This is a genomic window from Pseudomonas sp. 8_5_2, from assembly GCF_059295255.1.
Map to the genome: position 1 here is coordinate 1,978,702 of NZ_CM181238.1, position 26,854 is coordinate 2,005,555.

Here is a 26,854-nt window from a genome sequence, read left to right on the forward strand (position 1 = left end):
TCGCAGCTGGTGTGTGTTGCCTGCGCCAGACAGGGTCGGTACAGGCAACCAATACTCCATGGGACCGGCAATGACCCCTGGTGTTCACTCTTCGTCGCGTTGCAACACCATCAGCAACATCGACCGCCCCTTGACCTCGAAGGTGCTGTCGAACTGCAGGTGCTGCCCCTTGCGCAGCTCCGGCCGATCGGTATCGACCAGGCAGCTCCAGTAGTCGCCTTCGGGCACTGTGGGCAGCTGGAACGGCACGATGTCATGGTGGGCATTGACGATCAGCAGCACGGTGGCTTCGGCACCTGGTCGGGCGATGCCACTGACCTGCGCGCGACCATCGATAAGCATGCCCAGGCAACGCCCGTGCGGGTCTTCCCACTGCTCCACGCTCATCTCGCCGCCATCCGGGGCAAGCCAGGTCACGTCCTTGACCCCGATGGCCTCGTTGTAGTCACCCACCAGAAAGCGCGAGCGACGCAGCACGGGGTAGGCCAGGCGCAAGCGGGTGAGGCGTTTGACGAAGCTCAGCAGCTCCTTGCCTTCCTCGTCGAGGTCCCAGTTGACCCAGCCGATTTCGCTGTCCTGGCAATAGGCGTTGTTGTTGCCGTGCTGGGTGCGGCTGAATTCATCACCGGCAACGATCATCGGTGTGCCCTGGGCGAACAGCAAGGTGGCAAAGTAGTTGCGCATCTGGCGCATGCGCAGGGCATTGATCCCCGGGTCTTCGGTGGGGCCTTCGACGCCACAGTTCCAGGACAGGTTGTTGTCGGTGCCGTCCTGGTTGTTCTCGTCGTTGTCCTCGTTGTGCTTGTCGTTGTACGACACCAGGTCGCGCAAGGTGAAGCCATCGTGGGCGGTGATGAAATTGACCGACGAGTAGGGCCGGCGACCGCGGTTGTTGAACATGTCTCCGGAAGCCGCCATGCGCGCGGCAAAGTCGGCCAGCTGGCCTTCGTCACCCTTCCAGAAGGCACGCACGGTGTCGCGAAAGCGATCGTTCCATTCTGCCCAGCCTGGGGCAAAGTTGCCCACCTGATAGCCGCCAGGGCCGCAGTCCCACGGTTCGGCGATCAGCTTGACCTGACGTAGCAGCGGGTCCTGGCGGCAGGCAACGAGGAAGCTGTGACGCTCGCTGTAGCCCTCGTGGTAGCGACCGAGAATAGTCGCCAGGTCGAAGCGGAAACCGTCCACATGCATTTCGCCCGCCCAGTAACGCAGCGAGTCTGTGACCAGTTGCAGCACGCACGGGTGGCTGAGATCGAGGGTGTTGCCAGTGCCGGAATCGTTGATGTAATAGCGCTTGTTGTCGGGCATCAGGCGATAGTACGAAGCGTTGTCGATGCCGCGCATGGACAGCGTCGGGCCCTGCTCGTTGCCCTCGGCGGTGTGGTTGTAGACCACGTCCATGATCACTTCCAGGCCGGCATCGTGCAGGTGGGCGACCATTTCCTTGAATTCGGCAATCTTGCCACTGGCCAGGTAGCTGGGGTGCGGCGCGAAGAAGGCGATGCTGTTGTAGCCCCAGTAGTTGTTCAGGCCTTTCTGCAGCAGGTGCTGGTCATTGACGAAGGCATGAATGGGCAGCAGTTCGATGCTGGAAACACCCAGGTCCTTGATGTGCTTGAGCAGCTCGTCGTTGGCCAGGCCGGCGAAGGTGCCACGCAGGTTTTCCGGCACCGCCGGGTGGCGCATGCTGATGCCTTTGGTATGGGCCTCGTAGACGATGGTGCGCTCCCACGGGATCTGCACGCGCTGGTCACGGCCCCAGGTGAAGGCAGGGTCGATCACCTTGCACTTGGGCACGAAGGGCGCGCTGTCGCGCTCGTCGAACGACAGGTCGGCGTCGGGGTGGCCGATGGTATAGCCGAACAGCGCCTCGGACCATTTCAGCTGACCGACCAGCTGCTTGGCATAAGGGTCGATCAGCAGCTTGTTGGGGTTGAAACGGTGGCCGTTTTCCGGCTCGTACGGGCCATGGACGCGGTAGCCGTAGACCAGGCCTGGGTGCGCGTCCGGCAAGTAGCCGTGGTAGATCTCGTCGGTGTATTCGGGCAACTCGATGCGTTCGAGTTCCTGCTCGCCGGTGGAGTCGAACAGGCACAGCTCGACCTTGGTGGCGTTGGCCGAGAACAGGGCGAAGTTGACGCCCAGGCCATCCCATGTGGCACCCAGGGGATAGGGCAAGCCTTCGCGTAGACGCGACGGTGCAACGGAGCGGTTTTTCTTTGGGGTGCGCGGGCTCATGGCAGTCCTCATAGGGCCGGGAAAGGGGAAGCGATGGATACCTGCGGCCTCTTCGCGGGGTCACCCGGGAAGAGGCCGTAACGGCTCATCCCGCAGTGGGTTTTTTGGCCGCCCGCGGTTTTTTCGCTGCTGCCGGTTTTACCCCCGGCAGTGCAGCCACCTTGGGCTCGGCAGGTGGCTTGGGCGCAGCCGCGGGCTTGGCAGACGCCGCGGCCTTCGGCTTGGCCGCTACCTTGGCTTTGGCTGCCGATTTGCCCTTGCCTTCAGGCGCCAGTGCTTCGGCTTCGGCAAGCTTGCGGGCCATGTCCCAATGGCGGTCTTCCTGGCCCTCCGGTTTCCCCTCTGATTCCCAGATCTGGTAGGCGAACTCGCGTACACGTTTTTCATCGACACTCATCACGACGCTCCTGAATGCTAAACATGTTCAATCAACAGGTTGACTGGAAAGTCCGACAGCACGGCGCTTAACAGCAACTCTCTAACAGGGCTGACCACCGCCGCGCCGAAAAGTCCAGTCGAAGTGGCAGGGGACAGGGCAAACGGCAGACTTACCCGGGTATCCTCCCAGTTCTGTGCCGGGATCAGCGGGGTGGGTGAAGCACCCAGCAGGGTACTGGCCAGGCGTGGCGCGATGATGACTGCCCGCTCGCCTTCGCCCAGGCGGGCAAACGCCACCACCTTGTCGGCATGCCGGCCGTGCACGGTCAGCGGCAGGTAGGCACCACGGCGGAACAGCTCGGCATGCGACTGGCGGCAGTCCAGCACGCGGGCAATCAGGGCTTGCTTGATACGGCCGTCGTGCCAGTGCGCCAACAGCTCGCCGAGCGGCGTGGCGTCAGCCAGGGTGCTGCGCCTGGCAGCGTAGTCCACCGCGCGGCGGTTGTCCGGGTCTACCAGGCTGAAGTCCCAGTACTCGTTGCCCTGGTAGAGGTCTGGCACGCCGGGCACGGTCATGCGCATCAAAACCTGCACCAGGCTATTGAGTGCCCCCGGGCAGGCCAGCAACTGCGCTGCATCCGCCACGGACTTGCGCAGTTGCAGGTTCTGCGGGTCGAGCAGCAAGCCGTTCAGGTAGTTGGCACAGCACGCTTCATAGGCCTCGTTCGGGGCGCTCCAGCTGCTGCGCAGCTTGGCTTCGCGCAGGGCCTTCTGTTGCCACTGGCGGACCCGCTCGGCGTAGGCATGCAGCGCCTGGTCGTCGTGCGGATCAAGCTGCAAGGGCCAGCTGCCCAGCAGGGTCTGCAACAGCATCAACTCGTCGCCGGGGCTTGGCGCCAGGCCATCGTCCAGCTGCGCACGCAGTGGCTCGGCAAGCTCGCGCCAGTGCTCGACGCGGCTGGCCAACCAGGGGCCGCGTTCGCTCAGTACGGCCAGGCGTGCGCGGGTATCCTCGCCGCGCTTGTGGTCATGGGTGGCGGTGGCCAGCAGGTTGTCGGGGAAATCGCGCAGGCGCCGCTGGGCCTCGTTGTGAAAGGCCTCCAGTGGCGCACTGAAACGCTCGGCCTCAAAGCCCACGTCGTTGCGCGACAGCAGCCGGGCACTGCGGTAGAAGGCGGTGTCTTCCACGGCCTTGGCGGCGCTGGGTGCGGTCAGTTGCTGGAAGCGCACGCAGGCGTGGCGCAACTGCTTGCGCGCTCGGCCAGGGGGCAGCTGGCGCCAGGCGTGCCCACCCAGCCATTGCTCAAGCTGTTCGAGCAACGGCCAGTCGGCTTCGCTGAGGTCGTGCCGGGCGTTGGCCAGTGCCTGCTGGAAGAACGCTTCGTCCTGGGCAGGGCGGCCGCAGGCATTGAAGTAGGTGCGGTACACCGGGTAATGCGCCACCAGCGCCTGCAGCGCCCGGCGGATCGCACCCAGGGTCAGGTCGCGGGTCATGAGGTCGTTGCGTGCCACCTGCAACAGCGCCTGGGCCACCGACTCGCAGTCGCCGGCCAGGCTGGCGTTGAGCACCAGGTGCCGCGCCAGGCGTACCTCCTCGGGGAAATCGGGGCGCTCTGTCACGTTGGCCCACAGCTCAGTCAACGGCGCTTCGCCTGCGGGGTCGTGTTGCAGCAGCGACACCTGGTTCATGAACTCGTAGCCGGTGGTGCCGTCGGTAAGCCAGTCGCGATGCAGGTGTTCGTTGGCGCCGAGGATTTTTTCCACGTAGATCGGGAAGTGCTCCAGGGCCGCGTTAAGCGGGCGCCGCGCCAGCAGGCTCTCGACCCGGCGGCGCAGTTTGCGGCAGTAGCCACGCGGGTCGGCCAGACCGTCGATATGGTCGATACGCAGGCCATCCACCAGGCCGCGTTCGATCAGCTCGAACAGCTTGGCGTGGGTGGCTTCGAACACCACGGCACGTTCGACGCGCAGGCCGCCCAGCTCGTTGATGTCGAAAAAGCGCCGCCAGTTGATGTCGTCGGCGGCCGTGCGCCAGCTGGCCAGGCGGTAGGTCTGGCGCTCCAGCAGCAGGTGCAGGCGCTTGAAGCCGTTTTCGCTGCGGCTGTCGAAGGCCACCAGGGCCGATTCCAGATCGGCGCCTTCGTGCACCAGGCGCGCCAGTTCGGCTTGCAGCGGGAGTGCATCGGCCAGCGGCGTGGCCGACGCCTCCAGCGCGGTGAAGTGCTCGGCCAGGGCCTGCAGCGCAGGGTCCGGGCTAAGGGCCAGAATCCAGCCATAGTCGATCGGGCAGATCGGGAAGCGGTGCTCGTAATGGGCGACCTGCAGCAGCCCCTGGTGCTTGTCGAACTGCAGCGGCAGCTCGCCATTCTTCAGCGCCAGGCCGTAGTCGCTGCCCAGGAATGGCAGCAGCAACTGACCGGCCAGCAACGGGTCGCTGGAGTGCCACTGGATGTCGAAGAACTCGGCATAGGGGCTGCGCCTGCCCCAGGCCAGCAGGCTCTGCCACCAAGGGTTGTCGGCGCCGCCCACGGCCATGTGGTTGGACACGGTGTCGAGGATCAGCCCCATGCCGTGCTGGCGCAGGGCGGCCACCAGCCGTTCGAGTGCTGCTTCACCGCCCAGTTCCGGGTTGACCCGGGTAGGGTCGACCACGTCGTAGCCATGGCGTGAGCCGGCGCGGGCCTTGAGAATGGGCGATGCGTAAACATGGCTGATGCCCAGTTGGGCGAAGTACGGCACCAGCGGTACGGCGTGATCGAGTGTGAAGTCGCTGTGAAACTGTAGCCGCACGGTGGCGGTCAGCGGCTTCATCGGTCACGCTCCCACGCCTGCTCGCGGGCCTGTGCCAGCAGTTCCAGGCGCCGTGCGGCGTCTTCGTCGTCCAACAGTTCACGCGCCGGCCGGGCGAAGCGTCGGCGCCAGTTGGGGTGGCCGCTGGTGGTGCCCGGCAGGTTGGGCTGCTCGTCGCAGCCCAGCAGGTCTTCGAGGGGGACCAGCACCAGCGGGGCGCGGGTGTGGCCAACATAGCGTATGGCGGCGTCGATCACGGCGTCGTTGTCCTCAAGCGGGCCATAGTTGGATTCCAGCGTGCGGCGCAGGCCGGCGTGTTCTTTCTGCCGATCATGGCGCCAGTGCAGTTCGGTGGCAGCGTCGATCAGCTGCAACCGCTGGCTCCAGTCGATATCGCGGTTCTGCAGCCAGCCGCCCAGCGGGGCCAGGTCGTGGGTGCCGGTGGTGGCCAGCGCGTTGTCCGGCCAGTCCAGAATCGGGGTGAAGTTGCCAGGCGACGCTTGCTCGAATGGCAGTACGCGCATGCCCAGCACGTTCTTTTCCGCCAGAGCCTCCCGCAGCCCTTCGGGCACGGTACCCAGGTCTTCGCCCAGGATGATGGCTTCATGGCGCACCGATTCCAGCGCCAGCAGGCGCAGCAGGTCGTCCAGTGGGTAGTTCAGGTAGGCGCCGTCGCTGGGCTTGGCCCCAGGGGGGATCACCCACAACCGACGCAGGCCCATCACGTGGTCGATGCGCAGGCCGCCAGCGTGTGCCAGGTTGGCCCGCAGCATCTCGATGAAGGCGCGGTAGCCGTTGCGTTTGAGGCCTTCCGGCGAAAACCCGCAGATGCCCCAGGCCTGGCCGGAGCGGTTGAGGATGTCGGGCGGCGCACCCACCGTCAGCTTGGCCAGCAACTCATCCTGGCGGCTCCACGCCTGGCTGCCGGCACCGTCGGCACCCACTGCCAGATCGGCGATCAAGCCGATCGCCATGCCGTTGCCGCGCGCCGCTTCCTGGGCGCGTTGCAGGCTGCGTTCGGTCAGCCACTGGCAGAATGCGTGGAACTCGATGCGGGCCGGGTAGCTGGCGGCAAAGCTCTGCACTTCGGCATGGTAGGGGTCTCGCCAGGCCTCTGGCCAGTTGCGCCAGTCGGCACCCAGGCCCCGGTCGACGGCTTCGGCCTGCAGCACTTCGAAACGGCAATGGTGTTCCAGCGCTTCGCCAGCTGCCTCGCGAAAACTGTCGAAGTCGCTGCGCTGCGGGTGTTCGCCCTGGCTGAAGTCCTTGTACAACGCCTGCAACAGCCCGTGGCGCGCTTCGGCTGCCCGAGGCCAGTCCACCAGTGGTTCCTGCTCGAGCCGTTCCAGCGTCTGCTCCAGCCCGCAGGCCTGCACGGCCAGGCGCATGGCGCGCTCGCCGAGGATCGCAGCGGGGCTGGCGTACAGGGTGTTGAGCAGCAACCGGCTCGACGGCGAGTACGGGCTGTAGTGTTGCTGATCGAATGCCGAAAGCGCGTGGATCGGGCTGATGGCCAATGCATCGGCCCCGCGTTCGGCGGCGCTGCGTGCCAGCTGCTCCAGGGCCATGCAGTCGCCGAAACCGCCATCGCCGGGGCGGCGCAGGCTGTACAACTGCGCCGAGAGCCCCCAGCAACGTGCGGGCGGTTCGTTGACCCGGTCGTGCAGGGACACGCAGCCCGCGGGCGCAACGGCCAGCGTGAATGCATGGCCTTCGACTTGCAGCTGGTGGTAACCCACCGGCAGTTGGCCCGGTAACCGGCTTTCGGCATCGAGGCGCAATTGCAGTTCGGTACCGTCCTCGAGGCGGCACTGCACCGGGCTGCCGGCTGCGAAGTAGCGCCGCAGCGCCAGCGGCTTGCCTGCATCCGCCGTCAGCAGCGGCGGCACATGCTCGGCGTCATCGCTGTGCGCGATATTGGCCAGGCTGTCACGCAGTTGGGCATCGTCTGCGGCGGGGTGGCCGAGCGCTTCCAGTACCTGGCGCAGCACTTCGTCACTGACCTGCTGCGGGCGGTTGTTGGCGTCGATCCAGTCGCGCGCCAGCCCGGCTCGCTGGGCCAGCTGGTGTAGCAAGGGTTCGCTCATGGCGCCTCCTGGCCGGCGGGCAGCAGGGTGACCACGCAGCTGTAAGGGGAAAGGTGGGTGTCGGGGTGGGCGTTGTTGCTGCTGTCGAACAGGCGCATGCCGGCAGCAGGCTGCGGCAATGGCTGGGCCTGGGCGGCAAGGTTGAGGTCGATGCGCAGCGTGCTGCCATCCCCCAGCCGCCAGCTGGCGCTGAGTGCCTTGTCGCCCAGCACCTCAGCGCCCAAGGCTCGGGTGCCCGGGAGGCGAGGCACCAGCTGTGTGCGCCGTACCGCCAGCAGTTGTTGGTACAGGCCGTGCCAGCCAGCGAGCACATCGTGGCCATCTGGGCGCGAGGTGTCGAAGGTTGACCGGGCGTTCGGGTCAGGTATGCGCTGGCGCTGTTCGGGGTCGGCGAATGCTGCGAAATGGGCGAATTCGCCGCGGCGGCCTTCGCGCACCGCATCGGCCAGCTCGTCGTGGAAATCGGTGAAGAACAGGAACGGCGCGCGGCTGCCGTCATCGTCGGCCATGAACAGCAGCGGAATCATCGGGCTCAGCAGCAGCAAGCCGGTGGCTGCCCGCAATGCCGCTGGCGGGCACAGCCGGGTAAGGCGCTCACCCAGCGCACGGTTGCCGATCTGGTCATGGTTTTGCAGGAACAGCACAAAAGCACTGGGCGACAGGTGCCCGCTCGGCTCGCCCCGGGGTTGCCCGTTGCGATTGATGTCGCCCTGGAACACGAACCCTTCGCCCAGGCAGCGGGCCAGCTTGTCGATCGGCTTGTCCCTGTAGTCTTCGTAATAGCCTTCGGTTTCGCCGGTCAGCAGTACGTGCAGCGCGTTGTGGCCGTCATCGTTCCATTGCGCGTCAAAGCCTTGTTCCAGCAGGAACGCCTGGTTGTGTTCGTTTTCCAGCACCAGCCACACCTGGCGGCCGGGTTCGACCGCCGCCCGCACACGTTGCGCCAGTTCGATGAGAAAATCGGGCTGGTCAATGGCGTGCACCGCGTCCAGGCGCAAACCGTCGAAGCGGTAGTCGCACAGCCACATCAGGGCGTTCTGGATGAAGTACTCGCGTACTTGCGGGCGGCGGAAATCGATGGCCGCGCCCCAGGGCGTCTGCCGGTCTTCACGGAAGAACGGGCTGGCGTACTGGTGCAGGAAGTTGCCGTCCGGGCCGAAGTGGTTGTACACCACATCGAGCATGACCATCAGGCCATGGCCATGGGCCTGGTCGATCAGGCTGCACAACTGTTGCGGGCTGCCGTAGCTATGCTGCGCGGCAAAGGGCAGCACACCGTCGTAGCCCCAGTTGCGGTCCCCGGGAAACTGACCGACCGGCATCAGCTCGATCGCGGTGATACCTGTGGCGGCAAGGCGTGGCAAATGGCTGGCCACGCCTTCGTAACCGCCCAGCACACCGACGTGCAGTTCCTGAATCACGGCCTCGTGCCAAGGCCGGCCTTGCCAGCTGTGTTGCCAGGCGTAGCTGGCAATGTCCACTACCTGGCTAGGCCCATGCACGCCTTCGGGTTGGTAGCGCGACGCGGGGTCGGCTACCTGCAGTTTTCCGTCGACGAGGAAGTGGTAGTTGCTACCGGGCCTGGCCGGGCCGATCCCGGTGTACCAGCCATCCTCATCGGGCAGCAGCGCAATGGCCGGCTGCTGCTCCAGTATTACGCTCACGCTGCGCGCATCGGGTGCCCAGAGGGCGAAGCGCGCCGACGTGGCGTCCAGCAAGTGTGCGCCATGCCTGTGCATCTTCGGCCCCTTTCTCAGTAATGCGCCAGGTGGGCCTGCTTGACCAGGTCCTCGTACAACCGTGCGTAGGGTTCCACGGCTTGGCACCAGTTGAACGGCTGGGTCATCGACAGGCAACGCATGGCATTGAGCAGGTCCTTCTTCTGGTAGATATAAAAGGCACGGCTGAGGGCTTCGCGGTAGCTTTCCACGGTGGATTCGTCGAACAGGAAGCCGGTGACGCCGTTTTCGATGGTGTCGGCCAGCCCGCCGGTGTTGCGCGCCACCGGCAGTGAGCCGAAGCGCTGCGCATACATCTGGCTGAGGCCACAGGGCTCGTAGCGCGACGGCATCAACAGGAAGTCGCTACCGGCGAACATGCGCCGGGCGTCGGTTTCGTTGAAACCGATGCGCACGCCGATGCGGCCGGGGTGGCGCAGCGCGAGCTCGCGCATGGCCTGCTCTTCCTCTGGCTCGCCACGGCCAATGATCGCAATCTGCCCGCCTTGCTCGACAATGTAGTCGGCCACACCCAAGGTCAGGTCCAGGCCTTTCTGGTAGACCAAGCGCGAGACCACGGCAAACAGCGGGCCCTCGGAGGGTTCGAGATCGAACAGCTCGCGCACTTCCTGGGTGTTGCGTGCCTTGCCTGCCCAGTCGTTCATGCTGAAGTTGTGCTGCAGGTGCTTGTCGGTGGCCGCGTCCCAGCTCTCGTCAATGCCGTTGGGGATGCCGCCGAGCAAACCTTGCTGCGCCTTGCTGGAGAGGAAGCCATCCAGGCCGCAGCCGAATTCGGGGGTGGTGATTTCCTGCGCGTAGGTAGCGCTTACCGTGGTGATGTGGCTGGAGTAGGCCAGGCCGGCCTTGAGGAACGACAGCTTGCCGTAGAACTCCATGCCTTCCTGCTGCATGGCGTGGTCCGGGATGGCCAGCTCCGGGCTGCAGCCACGGCTGTACACACCCTGGTAGGCCAGGTTGTGAATGGTGAACAGGGTCGGCGTGCTCAGCCCGCGCCAGTGCATGTAGGCGGGCGCCAGCCCTGCGGGCCAGTCGTGGGCGTGGACCAGTTCAGGCTTCCAGTGGATCATGCCCTCGCCAGCGGCAATCTCGGCAGCTGCCAGGCCAAGGCGGGCGAAACGGATGTGGTTGTCCGGCCAGTCGCGGCCGTTGTCGGCGGCATACGGGGTACCCGGCCGCTGGTACAGCTCTGGGCAGATCAGCACATAGATGACCAGGCCGTCGGGCAGATCCATGCGCCCGATCTTGCACGGCGGCAGCGCCGCGTGCCCGCCCAGCGCCCCGACGATATGGATGGGGTTGTCGCTTTCCATCACTTGCGGGTAACCGGGGATCAGTACGCGCACATCATGCAAGTGGGCCATGGCACGAGGCAGGGCGGCGGAGACATCGCCCAGGCCGCCGGTTTTTACCAGGTCGGCGAATTCCGAGGTTACGAACAGCACTTTGCGCTTGTTGGGGTTGTGCTGGCGCTGAGCGCCGGGTGCCATGCCTGTCGTAGCGAAATCCGGGGTGACTGGTTCGCGGTTGTCCGAGGTAAAGGTGTCTACGTGAGGCTCGACAGCGGCACTGATCATACTTCTTCTCCGTCCCTATGCTTGGCCGGGTGCTGGCACCCGTGGCGATATCTCGTGTTGGTTCTCTCTGGTTCTGAATACTGCGTATTGCGTTCCATGCCCCTGGGTCGTGCGCGCAAACACAACGCGATCGGCACTCCGGCCGAAAGCGATGGGATTCATTGGGGTGGTGGGCCGAGCCTGGGAATGTCCCATGGGTTTGGCCTACTTAATTGCTGACCCGCCGCCTTTCCTTAAAGTTCGACTTATTTTCGTCACTCTTCCATTGAGCAAATCGCGGGCCGAAAACCGAGTGTAGGAGAGAAAGAGCTAAAAAGGTGACCCACTGGTCACTATTGTTATGGTGCGCAATAGACGCAAACGTTGGCGAGCGTAACCGGATGTTAACCAGGCCCGGCGGCGGTTCGAGCGGGGGAGGGCGACGCCCCGATCAGGGGCTGCTGGTGCGCTGATCTGGTGCATTCGACGGTGTGAAGGCACCAGGGTTCGGGACTAATTCGCGGGCTGAATCGAGGAGTGATGGTGAGCTATCAGCCATTGGCCATCGACATACCGGTAGTTGAATGTAAAGCGCGCTACCTGTTGCTGGCCGGTGGCAGCGAAGGTGAAGGTATACAAGCCAGCCAGCGATGCCTGGTCACAGCCCCCGTAAACATGCGTTTCATGCAGTGTGCCTGCAGGGCGGTCGCGCAGGAATCGATTGAAGTAATCGATGTGGGCGGCTCGATCTTTTCGGGCTGTACCTGACAAGGTAGGCAACAGGAGTGCTTGGTCCGTGTATAAATCGGCCACTTTTTCGGCCTGTCCCGTTTGCAGGCGGCTGTTCCACTCCTGGAACAGCGCCACGACCTGGCGTTCGTCGAGCTTGCGACACTCCAGTTGACTGGCGGCGAATGCCGGATTCGCAAGGACAATCAAGGCCAGGGAAACGCCAAGGGGGATACGTTTCATGCAGTCAGCTCCGAATAGCGCTGCAGGCCGCGAAGTCAGCCTGCCCGATGCCGATTCTGGCTGGAGTGAGCAATGGACGTTATCAGACCGTGCCCGCACAGGGGTAGGACAAGTACGAAGCGCTTGGTTGCATGTACCGATCACGGCAGGCAGCCGGACCTGAAAACGCTACAAAGGGGGGAGGCAAGGTGGAGGCCATACAGCCCCCACTGAAGAAAGGTACAGCTCAGAGGCTGACAGCTTTATCGCCATCGCGCTGTTGCGCCAGCATCAGGTTCAACTGGGCGACCTGCTGACGCAGCTGGTCACGTTCGTCCTTCAGCTTACGCAGCTCATCACGGCGCACGGAGACATAGAGGGTCTGGGTTGGGGTTGCAGGCATCAGAGTACCCATGAGCACACCTCGCGGTTTTGGCTGGTGACAAATCAAAGCGTAGACGCTTCACGCGGGGCGCATTCTGAATTCTTTCACAGGTCTTGGGAACTTTTTTGTTTATCGTGGTCTCGCCATTCGTCGCTGAACCCTCGGGCGGCATGCTGGACTAACCTGAAAAGCTTAACTGTCGTCATCCATTTAATAGGGGAGCATGGGCTCATGCAACTGGGAATCATCGGGCTGGGCCGCATGGGCGGCAATATCGCAAGGCGCCTGATGCGCGCCGGCCACCGCACCGTGGTGCATGACCGCAACCGCGAGGCCATCACCGGGCTGGAGGGCGAAGGCGCGCAGGGCGCGCACGACCTCGGTGCGCTGGTACAAAAGCTCAAGGCACCCCGCGCCGTGTGGGTCATGCTGCCGGCGGGTGAGCCCACCGAACAGACCATCGCCCAGTTGGCCGATCTGCTCGAACCGGGCGACGCGATCATCGACGGCGGCAACACCTTCTACAAGGACGACATGCGCCGCGCCAGCGAACTGGCCAAGCGCGGCCTGCATTACCTGGACGTGGGCACGTCTGGCGGTGTCTGGGGCCTGGACCGTGGCTACTGCATGATGATCGGCGGCGAAAAGGACGTATTCGAGCGCCTGGAACCGCTGTTCAAGGCGCTGGCGCCGGGCGTGGGTGATATTCCACGCACCCATGGCCTCAGTGGCGAACACCAGCGTGCCGAACATGGCTATATCCACGCCGGCCCACCGGGCGCCGGGCATTACGTAAAAATGGTGCACAACGGCATCGAGTACGGCCTGATGCAGGCCTACGCCGAAGGCTTCGACCTGTTGCGCAGCAAAGGCGGCAACGAGTTGCCGGAAGACCAGCGCTTCGACCTGAATGTGGGCGAAATTGCCGAAGTATGGCGGCGCGGCAGCGTGGTCACTTCGTGGCTGCTCGACCTTACCGCCGATGCCTTGGCGGCCGACCCGCAGCTGTCGCAGTTCAGTGGCTCGGTGTCCGACAGTGGCGAAGGCCGCTGGACCATCGACGCTGCCGTCGAGCAGGCGGTGCCTGTGCCGGTGCTGTCCAGCGCACTGTTCGCGCGGTTCCGCTCGCGCCAGCAGCAGGGCACCTATGGTGACAAGATTCTCTCGGCCATGCGCCTGGGCTTCGGTGGCCACGTCGAGAAGAAAGGCGAATGACTAAACAGACCATACCGGCTGCACCCGCTTGTACCCTGTTCCTGTTTGGCGCCAATGGCGACCTGGTAAAGCGCCTGCTGATGCCGGCGCTTTACAACCTCAGCCGCGACGGCTTGCTGGACCGCAACCTGCGCATCGTCGGCGTCGACCACAACCCGGCCAGTGCCGAGGACTTTGCCGGGCGGCTGCACAGTTTCATGGCCGAGCGCGACAAGGGGGGCGAGGGGGCAGCCAAGTGCCTGGATGAGAAGCTGTGGTCACGCCTGGCCAAGTGCCTGGACTACCAGACCGGCGACTTCCTGGACCCGGCCACTTACCAGGCCATCGGCAAGCGCATCGACAAGACCAGCCATGGCAATGCCATCTTCTACCTGGCAACGTCGCCGCGGTTCTTCCCGGAAGTTGCCCAGCGCCTGGGTGAGGCCGGCCTGCTGGACGAGTCCGGCGGCGGCTTTCGTCGTGTCGTGGTGGAAAAACCGTTCGGCACCGACCTGGCCAGTGCCGAGGCGCTCAATGCCTGCCTGTTGAAGGTGATGGGCGAGCGGCAGATCTACCGCATCGACCATTACCTGGGCAAGGAGACGGTGCAGAACATTCTGGTCAGCCGTTTCTCCAACGGCCTGTTCGAGTCGTTCTGGAACAACCACTACATCGACCATGTGCAGATCACGGCTGCCGAAACCGTTGGCGTCGAAACCCGGGGGGCGTTCTACGACAACACCGGCGCCCTGCGTGACATGGTGCCCAACCACCTGTTCCAGTTGCTGGCGATGGTCGCCATGGAACCGCCGGCGGCGTTCGGTGCCGATGCGGTACGTGGGGAAAAGGCCAAGGTGATCGGTGCGATTCGCCCCTGGTCGGCAAAGATGGCGCTCAAGAATTCGGTGCGCGGCCAATACACCGTGGGCAAACAGGGCCGCAAGCGGTTGCCGGGTTATCGCCAGGAAGCCAACGTGGCCGAAGATAGCCAGACCGAGACCTATGTGGCGCTGAAGGTGATGATCGACAATTGGCGCTGGGCCGGCGTGCCGTTCTATTTGCGCACCGGCAAGCGCATGAGCGTACGTGACACCGAGATCGCCATCTGCTTCAAGCCTGCGCCGTATGCGCAGTTTCGCGAATCGGAGCTGGAACGGCCCAAGCCCAACTACCTGAAAATCCAGATCCAGCCCAATGAAGGCATGTGGTTCGACTTGCAGGCCAAGCGCCCTGGGCCAGAGCTGGTAATGGAGAATGTCGAGCTGGGCTTCGCCTACAAGGACTTCTTCAAAATGACCCCGGCGACTGGCTACGAAACACTGATCTACGACTGCCTGACCGGGGACCAGACCCTGTTCCAGCGCGCCGACAACATCGAGAACGGCTGGCGTGCGGTGCAGCCGTTTCTTGATGCCTGGGCCAAGGATGGCGAGGTGCATGAATATCCGGCCGGTCAAGATGGGCCCGAGGCTGGCCATGAGCTGCTGACGCGGGACAAGCGCGAATGGCATCGGTTGGGATGAGCGTTTTGCAGTGCCTGTGCTGGCCTCTTCGCGGGTAAACCCGCTCCCACGGGTACTGCGCATTTTCAGATCCAGTAGTGATCCTGTGGGAGCGGGTTTACCCGCGAAGAGGCCGGGACAGGCAACCAATGAAAGGAGACCCAATGCCCGCCCATATCGAAGATTACGCACTGCTGGGCAACTGCCGCAGCGCCGCCCTGGTCAGCCGCGATGGCTCGCTCGACTGGCTGTGCCTGCCACGCTTCGACGCACCTGCAGTATTCGCCGCCCTGCTGGGCAACGAAGAAAACGGCCGCTGGCGCCTGGCCCCCTGCGACCCGGTCGAACACAGCAGCCGGCAATACCTGGACGACACCCTGGTACTGGAAACCACCTGGGTCACTGCCACCGGCCGCGCGCGGGTGCTCGACTTCATGCCGTTGGGCGAAGCCAATTCGGTGGTGCGCATCGTCGAGGGCCTCTCGGGTGAAACCAACTTTGAAATGGACCTGGTGATGCGCTTCGACTACGGGCGCAGCGTGCCGTGGGTGGAACGGTTGGAGCCACTGAGCCTCAGCGCCGTCGCCGGCCCTGACCGGTTGATCCTGTGCAGCACCGTCCCGCCCCAGCCTCGCGACCATCACACTGGCGCGCGCTTTCGCGTGGGTGCTGGCGAGCGGCAAGTCTTCAGCCTGCGCCACCAGCCCTCGCACCTGCCGGTGCAGCCCGACTGCGACAGCGATCAAGCCCTGGCGCAAACCATCGACCAATGGCAGGCCTTTGCCGCTCGCTGCCCGGAGGTAGGGCCTTATACCGCGCTGGTGCGCCGCTCGCTGCTCACTCTCAAGGCCATGACCTATGCCCCCACCGGCGGCATCGTCGCCGCCGTCACCACCTCGCTGCCCGAGCGTGTGGGTGGCGAGCGCAACTGGGACTACCGCTTTTGCTGGCTGCGCGACGCTACCATGACCCTGCTGGCGTTCATGAACCTTGGCTATTTCGACGAAGCCCAGGCCTGGCGTGAATGGCTGCTGCGTTCGGTGGCTGGCAACCCCGAACAGATGCAGATCATGTACGGCCTGGCTGGCGAGCGTGATTTGCAGGAGTACACCCTGCCATGGCTGGCCGGGTACGAACATTCACAGCCGGTGCGCGTGGGCAATGCCGCGTCCGGGCAGATGCAACTGGACATCTATGGCGAACTGGCCGACGCCATGACCCAGGCGATCAAGGGCGGCTTGCCCCGGCTGCCACGCAGTGCCGCGATTGCGCGGCTGATCCTGCCGTATGTGGAAAGCATCTGGCGCAAGCCCGACGAGGGTATCTGGGAGGTGCGCGGCGGTCGCCAGCAGTTCGTGCATTCCAAGGTCATGGCCTGGGTCGCCTTCGACCGCGCCGCCGGGCTGGCCGACACCACCGAGGAGGACCGTGAGCGCGGGCGGCATTACCGCCAGGTGGCCGACGAGATCCGCAACGAAGTGTGTACACAGGGGCTGGATGCGAGCGGCAAATTCTTCGTCCAGGCCTACGGCTCGACTGAAATGGATGCCAGCCTGTTGCAGATTGCCCTGACCGGTTTCCTGCCGGCGGACGACCCGCGTTTTTTGCGCACGCTGGAGCAGATCGAACAACGGCTGCTGAAAAACGGCCTGCTGATGCGCTACGACAGCGACAGCTGCAGCGATGGCCTGACCCCAGGCGAGGGCACTTTCCTGGTGTGTTCGTTCTGGCTGGCTGACGTGTATGTACTGCTTGGCCGCCAGGCCGAGGCGCAGGCGCTGTACCAGCGCCTGACCGGTCTGTGCAACGATCTTGGCCTGCTGGCCGAGCAGTACGACCCGGCCGGTCGGCGCATGCTTGGCAACTTCCCCCAGGCGTTCAGCCATATCGGCATCATCAATACCGCGCTGAACCTGCACCGCGCCCAGTGCCCGGTGCGCGACCGGGCCAGTTGCGGGTAGTGCCCTTCTTCAAATCTCAATGCGTGCGCGATCCCTGTGGGAGCGGGTTTACCCGCGAAGAATGCGACGCGGTGTGGGGCAACGGCTTTGCCGGTGTTCGCGATAAAGCCTGGCCACCGGGGAATGCCAGTCAGTTAAGCAATTGGGGCCGCTTTGCGGCCCATCGCTGGCAAGCCAGGCTCCCACAAGTACGGCGCATGGCTTGAACTCGATGCGGTCTGGGTGGGAGCTGGCTTGTCGTGGCGACGAACCGCGGCGATGGGCTGCGCAGCAGCCCCTCTAGCCTTAACTGATTGGCATTAGGCCCCCGGGTTGTTTCATGCCGCCTGATGTAAAACTCTCAAGTGACCGGAGTAGACTAGGTGAAACCCCTTCGGCACGGAGCACACATGGGCATTCGCGGTACTGACCGGCAGATCGACAACATCGAGTTCAATGTCAGCGACATCGCACGGAGCAAGGCCTTCTATGGCAGCGTGTTCGGCTGGGCTTTCACCGACTACGGGCCTACCTACAGCGAATTCGGCGATGGCCGGCTGACAGGCGGCTTCACCACCGGCGAGCCGGTAAGGCCGGGTGGGCCGTTGATCATCCTCTACGCCGACGATCTCGAGGCCACGCAGAAACGCGTCGAGGCCGCAGGTGCGAAGATCAGCCGCGCGGCCTTTGCCTTCCCCGGTGGCCGGCGTTTCCACTTCATCGACCCGGACGGTTATGAACTGGCGGTGTGGACGGCTCAAGCCTGATGGCCAACCACAAGATCGAAATCCGCCGGCGCAATGTCGAGAAGATTCTGCAAGCCGCGGAAAAGGTGTTCGCCGACAAGGGCTACGGCGCCACTTCGATGGGTGATATCGCCGAGCAGGCCGAGTTGCCGCGCTCCAACCTGCATTACTATTTCAGCACCAAGGACGAGCTGTTCCGCGCGGTGCTGCAAGACCTGCTGGATGTGTGGAAGCAGGATGCATTGTGTTTCGAGAATTTCGACGACCCGCGCGTAGTGCTGACCAGTTACATACGGGCCAAGATGGGCCATTCGCGCTCACGGCCGCTGGGCTCGAAGATCTGGGCCGAAGAGATGCTGCACGGCGCGCCGGTCCTGGGGGTGAACCTTGATGAGAGCCTGGTGCCCTGGGCGAAGCTGAAGGAAGCCAAGATCCGCCGCTGGGTGGAGGAGGGCCGCATTCTGCCGGTTGAGCCGTCAGCGTTGCTGTACATGATCTGGGCGGCTACCCAGCATTACGCTGACTTTGGCTACCAGGTGACGCTGCTTAATGGTGGCGAGGCGCTGTCGGACATGGCGTTCGAGAGTGCGATGCAGACGGTGACCAGTGTGATTTTGCGGGGGATCGGTTTGGAACCCTGAGGCTCTGATTGGGGTCGCGTTGCGGCTCATCGCCGGCAGGCCAGCTCCCACAGGGATCGCACCTGTCAGCCCTGCTGCGATCCCTGTGGGAGCTGGCTTGCCGGCGATGAGGCCATTCAAGGCAAAGACGCTTAACTGGCCTCGCGATAGGGGTTGCGCGGGTCCTGGGTCCAGTTCAGGTACGGCTTGCCAGTATCCTGCGCCACCATCTCGATGCAGCTCTCCACCGGGCAGGTGATCTGGCACAGGTTGCAGCCCACGCATTCCTCCTCGATCACGCTATAGGCGTGGGTACCGTCCGCCTTGAGGGTGCTGGCAATCGCCTGGTGCGAAGTATCTTCACAGGCAATGTGGCAGCGCCCGCAACCGATGCAGGCCTCCTGGTCGATATGCGCCACGGACTTGTAGTTGATGTCCAGGTACTTCCAGTCCGTGGTATGCCCCACTGCCTGACCGCGGAACGCCTCGATATTCGGGTGCCCATGCTGGTCCATCCAACGTGCCAGGCCGTCCTTCATGTCTTCCACAATGCGAAAACCGTGCAGCATCGCCGCTGTGCATACCTGTACGGCGCCACTGCCCAGGGCCATGAACTCGGCGGCATCACGCCAGTTGCCGATGCCGCCAATGCCGCAAATCGGCAAACCGCGGGTTTCCGGGTCGCGAGCGATTTCTGCCACCATGTTCAGCGCAATCGGTTTTACCGCCGAACCGCAATAACCGCCGTGGGTGCTCTGGTCGCCGACGATGGGGTGGGCCACCATGCGGTCCAGGTCGACGCTGGTAATCGAGTTGATGGTGTTGATCAACGACACCGCATCGGCCCCGCCACGGTGAGCGGCACGGGCCGACTGGCGGATATCGGTGATGTTCGGCGTGAGCTTGACGATCACCGGCAGCGAGCAATACGTCTTGCACCAGCGGGTGACCATTTCCACGTACTCCGGCACCTGGCCTACCGCTGCGCCCATCCCGCGCTCCGGCATGCCGTGGGGGCAGCCGAAGTTCAGCTCGATGCCATCGGCCCCGGTGGCTTCCACCAGTGGCAGGATAAACTTCCACGATTGCTCTTCGCACGGCACCATCAGTGACACGATCAGCGCACGGTCAGGCCAGTCCTTCTTCACCTGGGTGATTTCACGCAGGTTGATTTCCAGCGAGCGGTCGGTAATCAGCTCGATATTGTTGATGCCCTGCACCTGGCGGTTGGCGCCATAGTGCGCCGAGTAGCGCGAGGACACGTTGACCGCCGCCGGGTCTTCGCCCAGGGTCTTCCAGACCACACCGCCCCAGCCCGCCTCGAACGCGCGGACCACATTGTAGGCCTTGTCGGTGGGCGGTGCGGAGGCCAGCCAGAACGGGTTGGGCGCCTTGATGCCGGCGAATACGATAGACAAGTCGGCCATTTATGCAGCCTCCACGTTGAGCATGAGTTGGGCATGCATGGCTTCGGCGGCCAGCTTGCCGTGTTGCACGGCCTGCACGGTAAGGTCCTGGCCCAGGGCGGTGCAGTCGCCCCCGGCATACACACCCGGCAGGCTGGTCTGCATCCCTTCATCAACGCGAATACGCTCCCCCTCGCGGGCCAGTTGCGCGGCTACCGGGTCGGCGAGGCTGGCATCGTCAAAGCGTTGGCCGATGGCCTTGAAGATGGCATCGGCGGCCAGCTCGAAGGTTTCGCCAGTGTCGCGCAGGCGGCCATCGGCAAGCGCCGTGCGGGCAAAGCGCATGCCGCGCACCTTGCCGCTGTCGTCCAGCAGCACGGCGTCGGGGCGGGCCCAGGTGTGCAGGCGCACCTGGTTGGCCTTGGCGATGTCCTGCTCGTGGCCCGTGGCGCCCATGTCGGCGATACCGCGCCGGTACACCAGGTTGACGTCGCGGGCACCCAGGCGGCTCATCTGCACGGCCATGTCGATCGCTGTATTGCCGGCGCCGATCACCAGGCAGAGGTCGGCCAGCGGCAGCTGGCTGAGGTCATCGGCCTGGCGCAGTTCGCGGATGTAGTCGGTCGCGGCAAGCAGGCCGGGGGCTTCTTCATCTGGCAGGCCCAATTGGCGTACGGCATTCAAGCCCAGGCCGAGGAACACCGCGTCATACTGATCGCGCAGTTCGCCAAGGCTCAGGTTGCCCCCCAGACGCTGGCCATGGCGGATCTCGATACCGCCAATCCCCAGCAGGAATTCCACTTCACGCTGAGCGTAGTCATCCACCAGCTTGTAGCGGGCGATGCCGTACTCGTTCAGGCCACCGGCCTTGTCGCAGGCCTCGAACACCACCACCTCATGCCCGTGCATGGCCAGGCGATGGGCGCAGGACAGCCCGGCAGGGCCGGCACCGACCACGGCGATGCGCTTGCCGGTGGCCGGCGAGCGCTGGAATGGGTGTTCGCTGAACTGGGCGTTGTCCAGCGCGTAGCGCTGCAACTGGCCGATCAGCACCGGTGCGCATTCCTGGGCGTTGTTGCGCACGCAAGCTTGCTCGCAGAGGATTTCGGTGGGGCAGACGCGGGCGCAGCTGCCGCCGAGGATGTTGGCGGAGAGGATGCGTTCGGCGGCGCCTTGCAGGTTTTCGTCGCGGATGCGGTGGATGAACGACGGGATGTCGATGTCGCTGGGGCACGCGTTGACGCAAGGGGCGTCGTAGCAGTACAGGCAGCGTGCGCTTTCGACGGCGGCCTGGCGGGCGGTCAGGGGTGGGGCCAGGTCGCTGAAGCGCTCGGCCAGCTGGTCGGCGCCGGCCCGGGGGCGCGGCAAGTGGTTCAGGGCGTCGATCACGGTTGGAGCCTCTCTTTCTTATAGTTGGCTTGGAATGGGGGCGCTTTGCGCCCCAATCGCCGGCAAGCCGGCTCCCACAGGTACTCCACCGACCGTCAAAGCCGCGCGGTCGAGGTGGGAGCTGGCTTGTCGTGGCGACGAACCGCGGCGATGGGCTGCGCAGCAGCCCCGGGCGCCTTAACGCTGCACAGGCGTCGGCCGCTGTTGCTCGGCCCTGCGCCCCAGTACCTCATACACCGACGGGTACGCCGGCCGCTGCACATACCGCCCCGCGCCCGGCTCGGCGCGCAGGTCGCCATCGGCCCAGAGCACCTTGCCCTGGCTGATGGTGTGGCTGGGGACGCCGCGCACGGTGCGGCCTTCGAAGATGTTGAAGTCCACCCGCTGATGGTGGGTCTGGGCCGAGATGGTGCGCGTGCCCTGCGGGTCCCACAGCACCAGGTCGGCATCGGCGCCAACGCGAATGGCGCCTTTGCGCGGGAACAGGTTAAAGATTTTTGCCGTATTGGTGGAGGTCAGCGCGACGAATTCATGCATCGACAGGCGCCCGCTGTTGACGCCCGCGTCCCACAGCACCGCCATGCGGTCTTCGATGCCGGCGGTGCCGTTGGGGATGCGGCTGAAGTCGTCACGGCCCATGGCCTTCTGCTCGGCGCAGAAGCAGCAGTGGTCGGTGGCGGTGGTGTGCAGGTTGCCCGATTGCAGCCCGCGCCACAGCGCCTCCTGGTGCTCGCGTGGGCGGAACGGCGGGCTCATCACGTAACCGGCGGCGGTGGCCCAGTCCGGGTCGCGGTAGACGCTGTCATCCAGCAGCAGGTGGCCGGGCAGCACCTCGCCGTACACCGGCTGGCCCTTGGCCCGGGCATAGGTGATTTCGTCCAGCGCTTCACGGCTGGAAATGTGCACCACATACAGTGGCGTGCCAATGGTTTCGGCAATGCGGATGGCGCGGCTGGCCGCTTCGCCTTCCACCTGCGAGGGGCGTGACAGGGGGTGTGCCTCGGGACCGGTCAGGCCTTGGGCCAGCAGTTTTTTCTGCAGGTGATACACCAGCTCGCCGTTCTCGGCATGCACGGTGGGCACCGCGCCCAGCTGCAGGCAGCGCTCGAAGCTGGCCACCAGGGTGTCGTCGGCGGCCATGATCGCGTTCTTGTAGGCCATGAAGTGCTTGAAGCTGTTCACCCCATGCTTGGCCACCAGCTCGCCCATTTCTTCGGCCACCTGCTCGCTCCACCAGGTGATGGCGACGTGGAAGCCGTAATCGCATGCGCTTTTCTGCGCCCAGCCACGCCAGGTGTGGAAGGCCTCCAGCAGTGACTGCTGCGGGTTGGGGATGACGAAGTCGATGATCGACGTGGTGCCACCGGCCAGGCCAGCAGCGGTGCCACTGAAAAAGTCCTCGCTGGCGACGGTGCCCATGAAGGGTAACTGCATGTGGGTGTGCGGGTCGATGCCGCCGGGCATCAGGTACTGCCCGCTGCCGTCGAGTATCTCGCAGTCGGTGGGCGCTTCCAGGTTTTGACCAATGGCGCGGATCAGGCCATCGGTACACAGCACATCGGCGGAGTAGCTTTCTTCGTGGGTAACCACGGTGGCGCCACGGATCAACAGGGACATGCCGTTTTCCTCGCAGGCTGACCGGTCTCTTGGCCGGTTCTTGGAATTTTCCGGGTGCAGGGCGGGCAGGGCGATTAATCCTGTCAGTCCTGACAAGATTCGAGGCTAGATGCTGATTCTGGATTCAGCAAGAAAATTTTCATACTAATTTTGTGGTTTTTAAGTTATTGAAAATAAAGAAGTAAATTTAAATAACGCGCCTAGCGCGGGGCTTTCAGGAATTTTGACTAACTTGACAAGATGGGAATTTGGTCGAAATTTTCAAGCACATTCAGCGTGTGTACTCCGGCCATCGAATCCGCCCGATGAGCAAACAACTACAAGAAATCTGGAGAAGGGCCCATGCAACAGAGCAGATCGCAAGTGGTCGAGCAGAATGGCCTGTTCGAGCTGTCCGAGGGCAGTGATGTCCTCGACAGCCCGCGCTACAACCACGACATCGCACCGACCAAGGTGCATCAGCGCACCTGGAACAAATGGCACATCACCGCGCTGTGGGTGGGCATGTCCATTTGCGTGCCCACCTACACCCTGGGTGGTGTGCTCACGGCCTATTTCGGCCTCAGTGTCGGCGAGGCCCTGCTGGCGATTCTGCTGGCCAACGTCATCGTGCTGGTCCCGCTTACACTCAATGCCTTTCCCGGCACCAAGTACGGCATCCCGTTCCCGGTGCTGCTGCGCTCGTCGTTCGGCATCCTCGGCTCCAACGTGCCATGCCTGATCCGTGCGGTGGTCGCGTGCGGCTGGTTCGGCATTCAGACGATGTTCGGCGGGCTGGCCATCCACCTGTTTCTCGGCTCGGTGTTCGAGGGCTGGAGGGACTTGGGCGGGACCGGCGAGGTGATTGGCTTCATGATTTTCTGGTGCCTGAACCTGTGGGTGGTGTTGCGCGGCGCCGAGTCGATCAAGTGGCTCGAAACGCTGTCGGCACCGTTGCTGGTAGCGGTGGGCGTCGGCTTGCTGTTCTGGGCCGTGCCGCACATGTCGATGACCGAACTGCTGGCGCAGCCGCCCAAGCGCCCGGAAGGGGCCAGCGTGGTCAGTTATTTCTGCGCCGGGCTTACCGCCATGGTCGGCTTCTGGGCCACATTGTCGTTGAACATCCCCGACTTCAGCCGCTACGCCCGCAGCCAGAAGGACCAGATTCTCGGGCAGATCTTCGGCCTGCCACTGACCATGTTTCTGTTTGCCTCGCTGGGCGTGGTGCTCACCGCCGCCTCGGCGTCACTGGTGGGCGAAACGGTGTCCGACCCGGTCAGCCTGATCGGCAAGATCCACAGCCCGTTCTGGGTGGCCCTGGCGATGGCGTTGATCGTGATCGCCACGCTGTCGACCAATACCGCGGCGAACATCGTGTCGCCGACCAACGACTTCCAGAACATCGCCCCCCGCCTGATCGGGCGCAGCCGCGCCGTGTGGCTGACCGGCTTCATCGGCCTGGCGCTGATGGGCCATGAGCTGCTGAAAAAGCTGGGCCTGATCGTGTCCGACCTGAGCCTGGAAAGCGTGTACTCCAACTGGTTGCTGGGCTACTCCAGCCTGCTCGGGCCGATTGCCGGGATCATGGTGGTGGACTACTTCCTGATCCGCCGGCAGAAGCTGGACCTGGCCGGGCTGTACCGCGACGACGTGTACCCGGCGTGGAACTGGGCAGGCTTCGCGGCATTCGGGGTGCCCGTGGCGCTTACCGTGATGGCCATCGGCAACAGCAGTTTCAGCTGGTTCTACGACTACGGCTGGTTCACCGGCTCGTTGCTGGGCGGGGCGTTGTATTACGTGTTTGCCAGCTGGGCGGCGCGCAGCCCGGCACGGCTGGCCAAGCCTTTACCCTGAGACCACGCTGGCCCCATCGCCAGCAAGCCAGCTCCCACCTACTGCGCCGCACTCGAACCTGTGGTGATCCTGTGGGAGCTGGCTTGCCGGCGATAGGGCCGGCACAGACAACAAAAAAGCCTGAAGGAGAAACCTGTGACCCCAGTCCAAGACATCCTCAAGACCACCGTCCACCACATCGACAGCGACCGCCTGTGGCAATCGCTGATGGACCTGGCCCGCCTCGGTGCCACCGCCAAGGGCGGCGTCTGCCGCCTGGCCCTGACCGACCTCGACCGCCAGGCCCGCGACCTGTTTGTACAATGGTGCAAAGCGGCTGGATGCACGGTCAGCGTCGACGCCGTCGGCAACATCTTCGCCCGCCGCTCGGGTCGCAACCCCAAGCTGCCCCCGGTGATGACCGGCAGCCATATCGACACCCAGCCTACCGGCGGCAAGTTCGACGGCTGCTTCGGCGTGATGGCCGGGTTGGAGGTGATTCGCACCCTCAACGACCTGGGCCTGGAAACCGAGGCACCGCTGGAAGTGGTGGTATGGACCAACGAAGAAGGTTCGCGCTTCGCCCCCTGCATGATGGGTTCAGGGGTATTCGCCGGCAAGTTCACCCTGGAGGAAACCCTGGCCAAGCGCGATGCTCAGGGCGTCAGCGTCGGCGAAGCGTTGAACGCCATCGGCTACGCCGGTTCGCGTGCCGTGCTGGGCCATCCGGTGGGGGCCTATTTTGAAGCGCATATCGAGCAGGGGCCGATCCTCGAAGACCAGGCCAAGACCATCGGCGTGGTCCTCGGCGCCCTGGGCCAGAAGTGGTTCGACCTGACCCTGCGCGGCGTCGAAGCCCATGCCGGCCCTACGCCCATGCATCTGCGCAAGGATGCCCTGGTCGGTGCAGCCGCCGTCGTCGAAGCCGTCAACCGTACCGCACACGCCCATCAGCCGCATGCCTGTGGCACGGTGGGCTGCCTGCAGGCCTACCCGGGCTCGCGTAACGTGATCCCCGGTGAAGTGCGCATGACCCTGGACTTCCGGCATCTTGAGGGCGAGCAGCTGAATGCGATGATTGCCGAGGTGCGCGGGGTAATCGAGGCGACTTGTGCCAAACATGGCCTTGGCTACGAGCTGGTACCCACAGCCGACTTCCCGGCGCTGTACTTCGACAAAGGCTGCGTCGATGCCGTGCGCGATTCGGCGCAGGCGCTGGGCTTGCCACACATGGACATTGTCAGTGGGGCGGGGCATGACGCGATCTTCCTGGCCGAGCTGGGGCCGGCGGGGATGATTTTTGTGCCGTGCGAGAATGGCATCAGCCACAACGAGATCGAGAACGCCACGCCTGACGACCTGGCGGCGGGTTGTGCGGTGTTGCTGCGGGCGATGCTGGCGGCTTCGGAGGCGATTGCCAGGGGGAGATTGGCGGCGTAGGCAGGGATGTCGCCTGGGCGCTCTCATAGGGATCGCATCAGGGCTGACAGGCGCTGAATATTTTGTGGCAAGCACCTGTCAGCCTAAACCCGTTCCCCATGGCACCCAACCGGTTCCAGGCTCCCATCGCGCCCAATGCGGAAGCGCTGCAGGTCCTGCGCCAATATCAATTTCCCGCTGTACTGCGCAAGCGCTTCATCGCGCACGTTGTCGATGTTCGGCGTGCGCCGTGGGTCGCCCTGGTAGCGGGCGCTGAAGTGCGTCAGCACCAGGTTGCGCACGCCGACAGTCTCGGCAAAGCGTGCCACTGCAGCAGCAGTGCTGTGGCCGAAGGTGACGCCGGTGCGCTCCACCACCGCCTGGGTGAACGTCGCTTCATGCACCAGCACATCCGCACCGTTGGCGGCGTCCGCCAGCAGTTCCGGGTTGTCGTTGTCTCCGCACACGATCACCCGCCGCGCCGGGCGGGACGCGCGCAAGTAGTCGCTGCCGTGCAGCAACTGCCCGTCATGCTGCACCGCCAGCCCCTTGGCCAGATCGCCCCATAGCGGGCCGCGCGGTATGCCCTCGGCCGCCAGCCGCTGGACGTCCAGCCGCGGCTCGGGGTTGAGTTCGGTGAACACGAAGCCGACGCTCGGCACCCGGTGCGACAACTGCACGGTGGTCACCTGCACGGCTTCGCTGCGCCACTGGACCAGCTCTTCCAATGCCAGCAGCCGCAGTTCGAACGGTAGAAAAGTGTCGCTGGCCACCAGGCCCTGGCGCACCCAGTCGTGCAGCGCGGCGGGCAAGATCAGCTCCAGCGGCTGGGTACGGCCGCTCATGCCGGCGCTCGCCAGCAAACCGGGTAGGCCGAAGCAGTGGTCGCCGTGCACATGGGTGATGAAGATCGCCCGCAAGTCGCGGATCGACAGCGGCGTGTGCAGCAGCCGATGCTGCGTGCCTTCGCCGCAGTCGACCAGGTACCAGTGGCTGCCGCTGGTTTCGATCAGCGCCGTGGCACTGACATTCCTTGCCTTGGTGGGGACCCCGGCGGAGGTGCCCAGGAACAGCAGGTCCATGGTCTG

19 protein-coding genes are annotated in these 26,854 nt (G+C 64.4%); 7 read left to right on the top strand and 12 right to left on the bottom strand.

All coding sequences use genetic code 11. The features are described 5' to 3' along the window. Positions 1-84: 84 nt before the first annotated feature. The 8 genes from glgX to AC5O5R_RS09060 all read right to left on the bottom strand — a co-directional run bounded on the left by glgX (position 85) and on the right by AC5O5R_RS09060 (position 12,151). On the bottom strand, positions 85-2,238 hold the full coding sequence (gene glgX / locus AC5O5R_RS09025) for a glycogen debranching protein GlgX (protein ID WP_172229445.1): 2,154 nt from the start codon (positions 2,236-2,238) through the stop codon (positions 85-87). A gap of 85 nt (positions 2,239-2,323) precedes the next feature. Further along, on the bottom strand, positions 2,324-2,638 hold the full coding sequence (locus AC5O5R_RS09030) for a DUF2934 domain-containing protein (protein WP_172229443.1): 315 nt from the start codon (positions 2,636-2,638) through the stop codon (positions 2,324-2,326). A gap of 14 nt (positions 2,639-2,652) precedes the next feature. Further along, positions 2,653-5,427, bottom strand: coding sequence for a malto-oligosyltrehalose synthase (locus AC5O5R_RS09035; protein WP_172229441.1), 2,775 nt, complete (start codon positions 5,425-5,427; stop codon positions 2,653-2,655). Next, positions 5,424-7,493 (bottom strand): 4-alpha-glucanotransferase, encoded by a 2,070-nt coding sequence (gene malQ / locus AC5O5R_RS09040; RefSeq protein WP_494512358.1) that lies wholly within the window; start codon positions 7,491-7,493, stop codon positions 5,424-5,426. The genes AC5O5R_RS09035 and malQ overlap by 4 nt, the downstream gene beginning before the upstream one ends. Further along, positions 7,490-9,232, bottom strand: coding sequence for a malto-oligosyltrehalose trehalohydrolase (gene treZ, locus AC5O5R_RS09045; RefSeq protein ID WP_172232682.1), 1,743 nt, complete (start codon positions 9,230-9,232; stop codon positions 7,490-7,492). Before treZ ends, malQ begins: the two co-directional genes overlap by 4 nt. Positions 9,233-9,246: 14 nt before the next feature. Next, positions 9,247-10,806: a glycogen synthase GlgA gene (glgA, locus tag AC5O5R_RS09050; RefSeq protein ID WP_494512360.1), complete on the bottom strand. Its 1,560-nt coding sequence runs from the start codon at positions 10,804-10,806 to the stop codon at positions 9,247-9,249. 492 nt (positions 10,807-11,298) lie between these two features. Then, entirely contained in the window at positions 11,299-11,757 is a 459-nt protein-coding gene (locus AC5O5R_RS09055) for an SgcJ/EcaC family oxidoreductase (protein ID WP_172224797.1), read from the bottom strand. 226 nt (positions 11,758-11,983) lie between these two features. Further along, entirely contained in the window at positions 11,984-12,151 is a 168-nt protein-coding gene (locus tag AC5O5R_RS09060; protein ID WP_172224777.1) for a DUF6026 family protein, read from the bottom strand. Positions 12,152-12,352: 201 nt separating this feature from the next. On the opposite strand from AC5O5R_RS09060, the gene gnd reads away from it, so the two are divergent. From gnd to AC5O5R_RS09085, 5 genes are all read left to right on the top strand, one after another. Further along, positions 12,353-13,336: a phosphogluconate dehydrogenase (NAD(+)-dependent, decarboxylating) gene (gene gnd / locus AC5O5R_RS09065; protein ID WP_172224774.1), complete on the top strand. Its 984-nt coding sequence runs from the start codon at positions 12,353-12,355 to the stop codon at positions 13,334-13,336. After that, a complete protein-coding gene (gene zwf, locus AC5O5R_RS09070) occupies positions 13,333-14,838 on the top strand; it encodes a glucose-6-phosphate dehydrogenase (protein ID WP_172224771.1) in 1,506 nt (501 codons plus the stop codon). Before gnd ends, zwf begins: the two co-directional genes overlap by 4 nt. A 143-nt stretch (positions 14,839-14,981) precedes the next feature. Further along, positions 14,982-16,778 (top strand): glycoside hydrolase family 15 protein, encoded by a 1,797-nt coding sequence (locus AC5O5R_RS09075; RefSeq protein ID WP_172224768.1) that lies wholly within the window; start codon positions 14,982-14,984, stop codon positions 16,776-16,778. 389 nt (positions 16,779-17,167) lie between these two features. Continuing rightward, the gene (locus tag AC5O5R_RS09080; RefSeq protein WP_172224765.1) at positions 17,168-17,524 is read left to right on the top strand and encodes a VOC family protein; all 357 of its coding nucleotides are present in this window, start codon (positions 17,168-17,170) and stop codon (positions 17,522-17,524) included. Further along, positions 17,524-18,144 (top strand): TetR/AcrR family transcriptional regulator, encoded by a 621-nt coding sequence (locus AC5O5R_RS09085; protein ID WP_172224762.1) that lies wholly within the window; start codon positions 17,524-17,526, stop codon positions 18,142-18,144. The genes AC5O5R_RS09080 and AC5O5R_RS09085 overlap by 1 nt, the downstream gene beginning before the upstream one ends. Positions 18,145-18,275: 131 nt before the next feature. On the opposite strand, the gene preA is transcribed toward AC5O5R_RS09085, so the two are convergent. From preA to hydA, 3 genes are all read right to left on the bottom strand, one after another. Beyond that, positions 18,276-19,550, bottom strand: a complete 1,275-nt coding sequence (preA, locus tag AC5O5R_RS09090; RefSeq protein ID WP_172224759.1) for an NAD-dependent dihydropyrimidine dehydrogenase subunit PreA — start codon at positions 19,548-19,550, stop codon at positions 18,276-18,278. Next, positions 19,551-20,918, bottom strand: a complete 1,368-nt coding sequence (locus tag AC5O5R_RS09095; protein ID WP_494515193.1) for an NAD(P)-dependent oxidoreductase — start codon at positions 20,916-20,918, stop codon at positions 19,551-19,553. Positions 20,919-21,095: 177 nt separating this feature from the next. Beyond that, positions 21,096-22,535, bottom strand: a complete 1,440-nt coding sequence (gene hydA / locus AC5O5R_RS09100; RefSeq protein WP_172224753.1) for a dihydropyrimidinase — start codon at positions 22,533-22,535, stop codon at positions 21,096-21,098. Positions 22,536-22,877: 342 nt separating this feature from the next. On the opposite strand from hydA, the gene AC5O5R_RS09105 reads away from it, so the two are divergent. Both AC5O5R_RS09105 and AC5O5R_RS09110 read left to right on the top strand, forming a co-directional pair. After that, positions 22,878-24,368, top strand: a complete 1,491-nt coding sequence (locus tag AC5O5R_RS09105; protein ID WP_494515194.1) for an NCS1 family nucleobase:cation symporter-1 — start codon at positions 22,878-22,880, stop codon at positions 24,366-24,368. A gap of 135 nt (positions 24,369-24,503) precedes the next feature. Continuing rightward, positions 24,504-25,787 carry a Zn-dependent hydrolase gene (locus AC5O5R_RS09110; protein WP_172287627.1) on the top strand — a complete coding sequence of 428 codons (1,284 nt, stop codon included), beginning with the start codon at positions 24,504-24,506 and terminating at the stop codon, positions 25,785-25,787. 83 nt (positions 25,788-25,870) lie between these two features. Here AC5O5R_RS09110 and AC5O5R_RS09115 read toward each other — a convergent pair whose 3' ends face one another. Further along, positions 25,871-26,848 (bottom strand): ribonuclease Z, encoded by a 978-nt coding sequence (locus AC5O5R_RS09115; protein WP_494515195.1) that lies wholly within the window; start codon positions 26,846-26,848, stop codon positions 25,871-25,873. Positions 26,849-26,854: the final 6 nt, after the last annotated feature.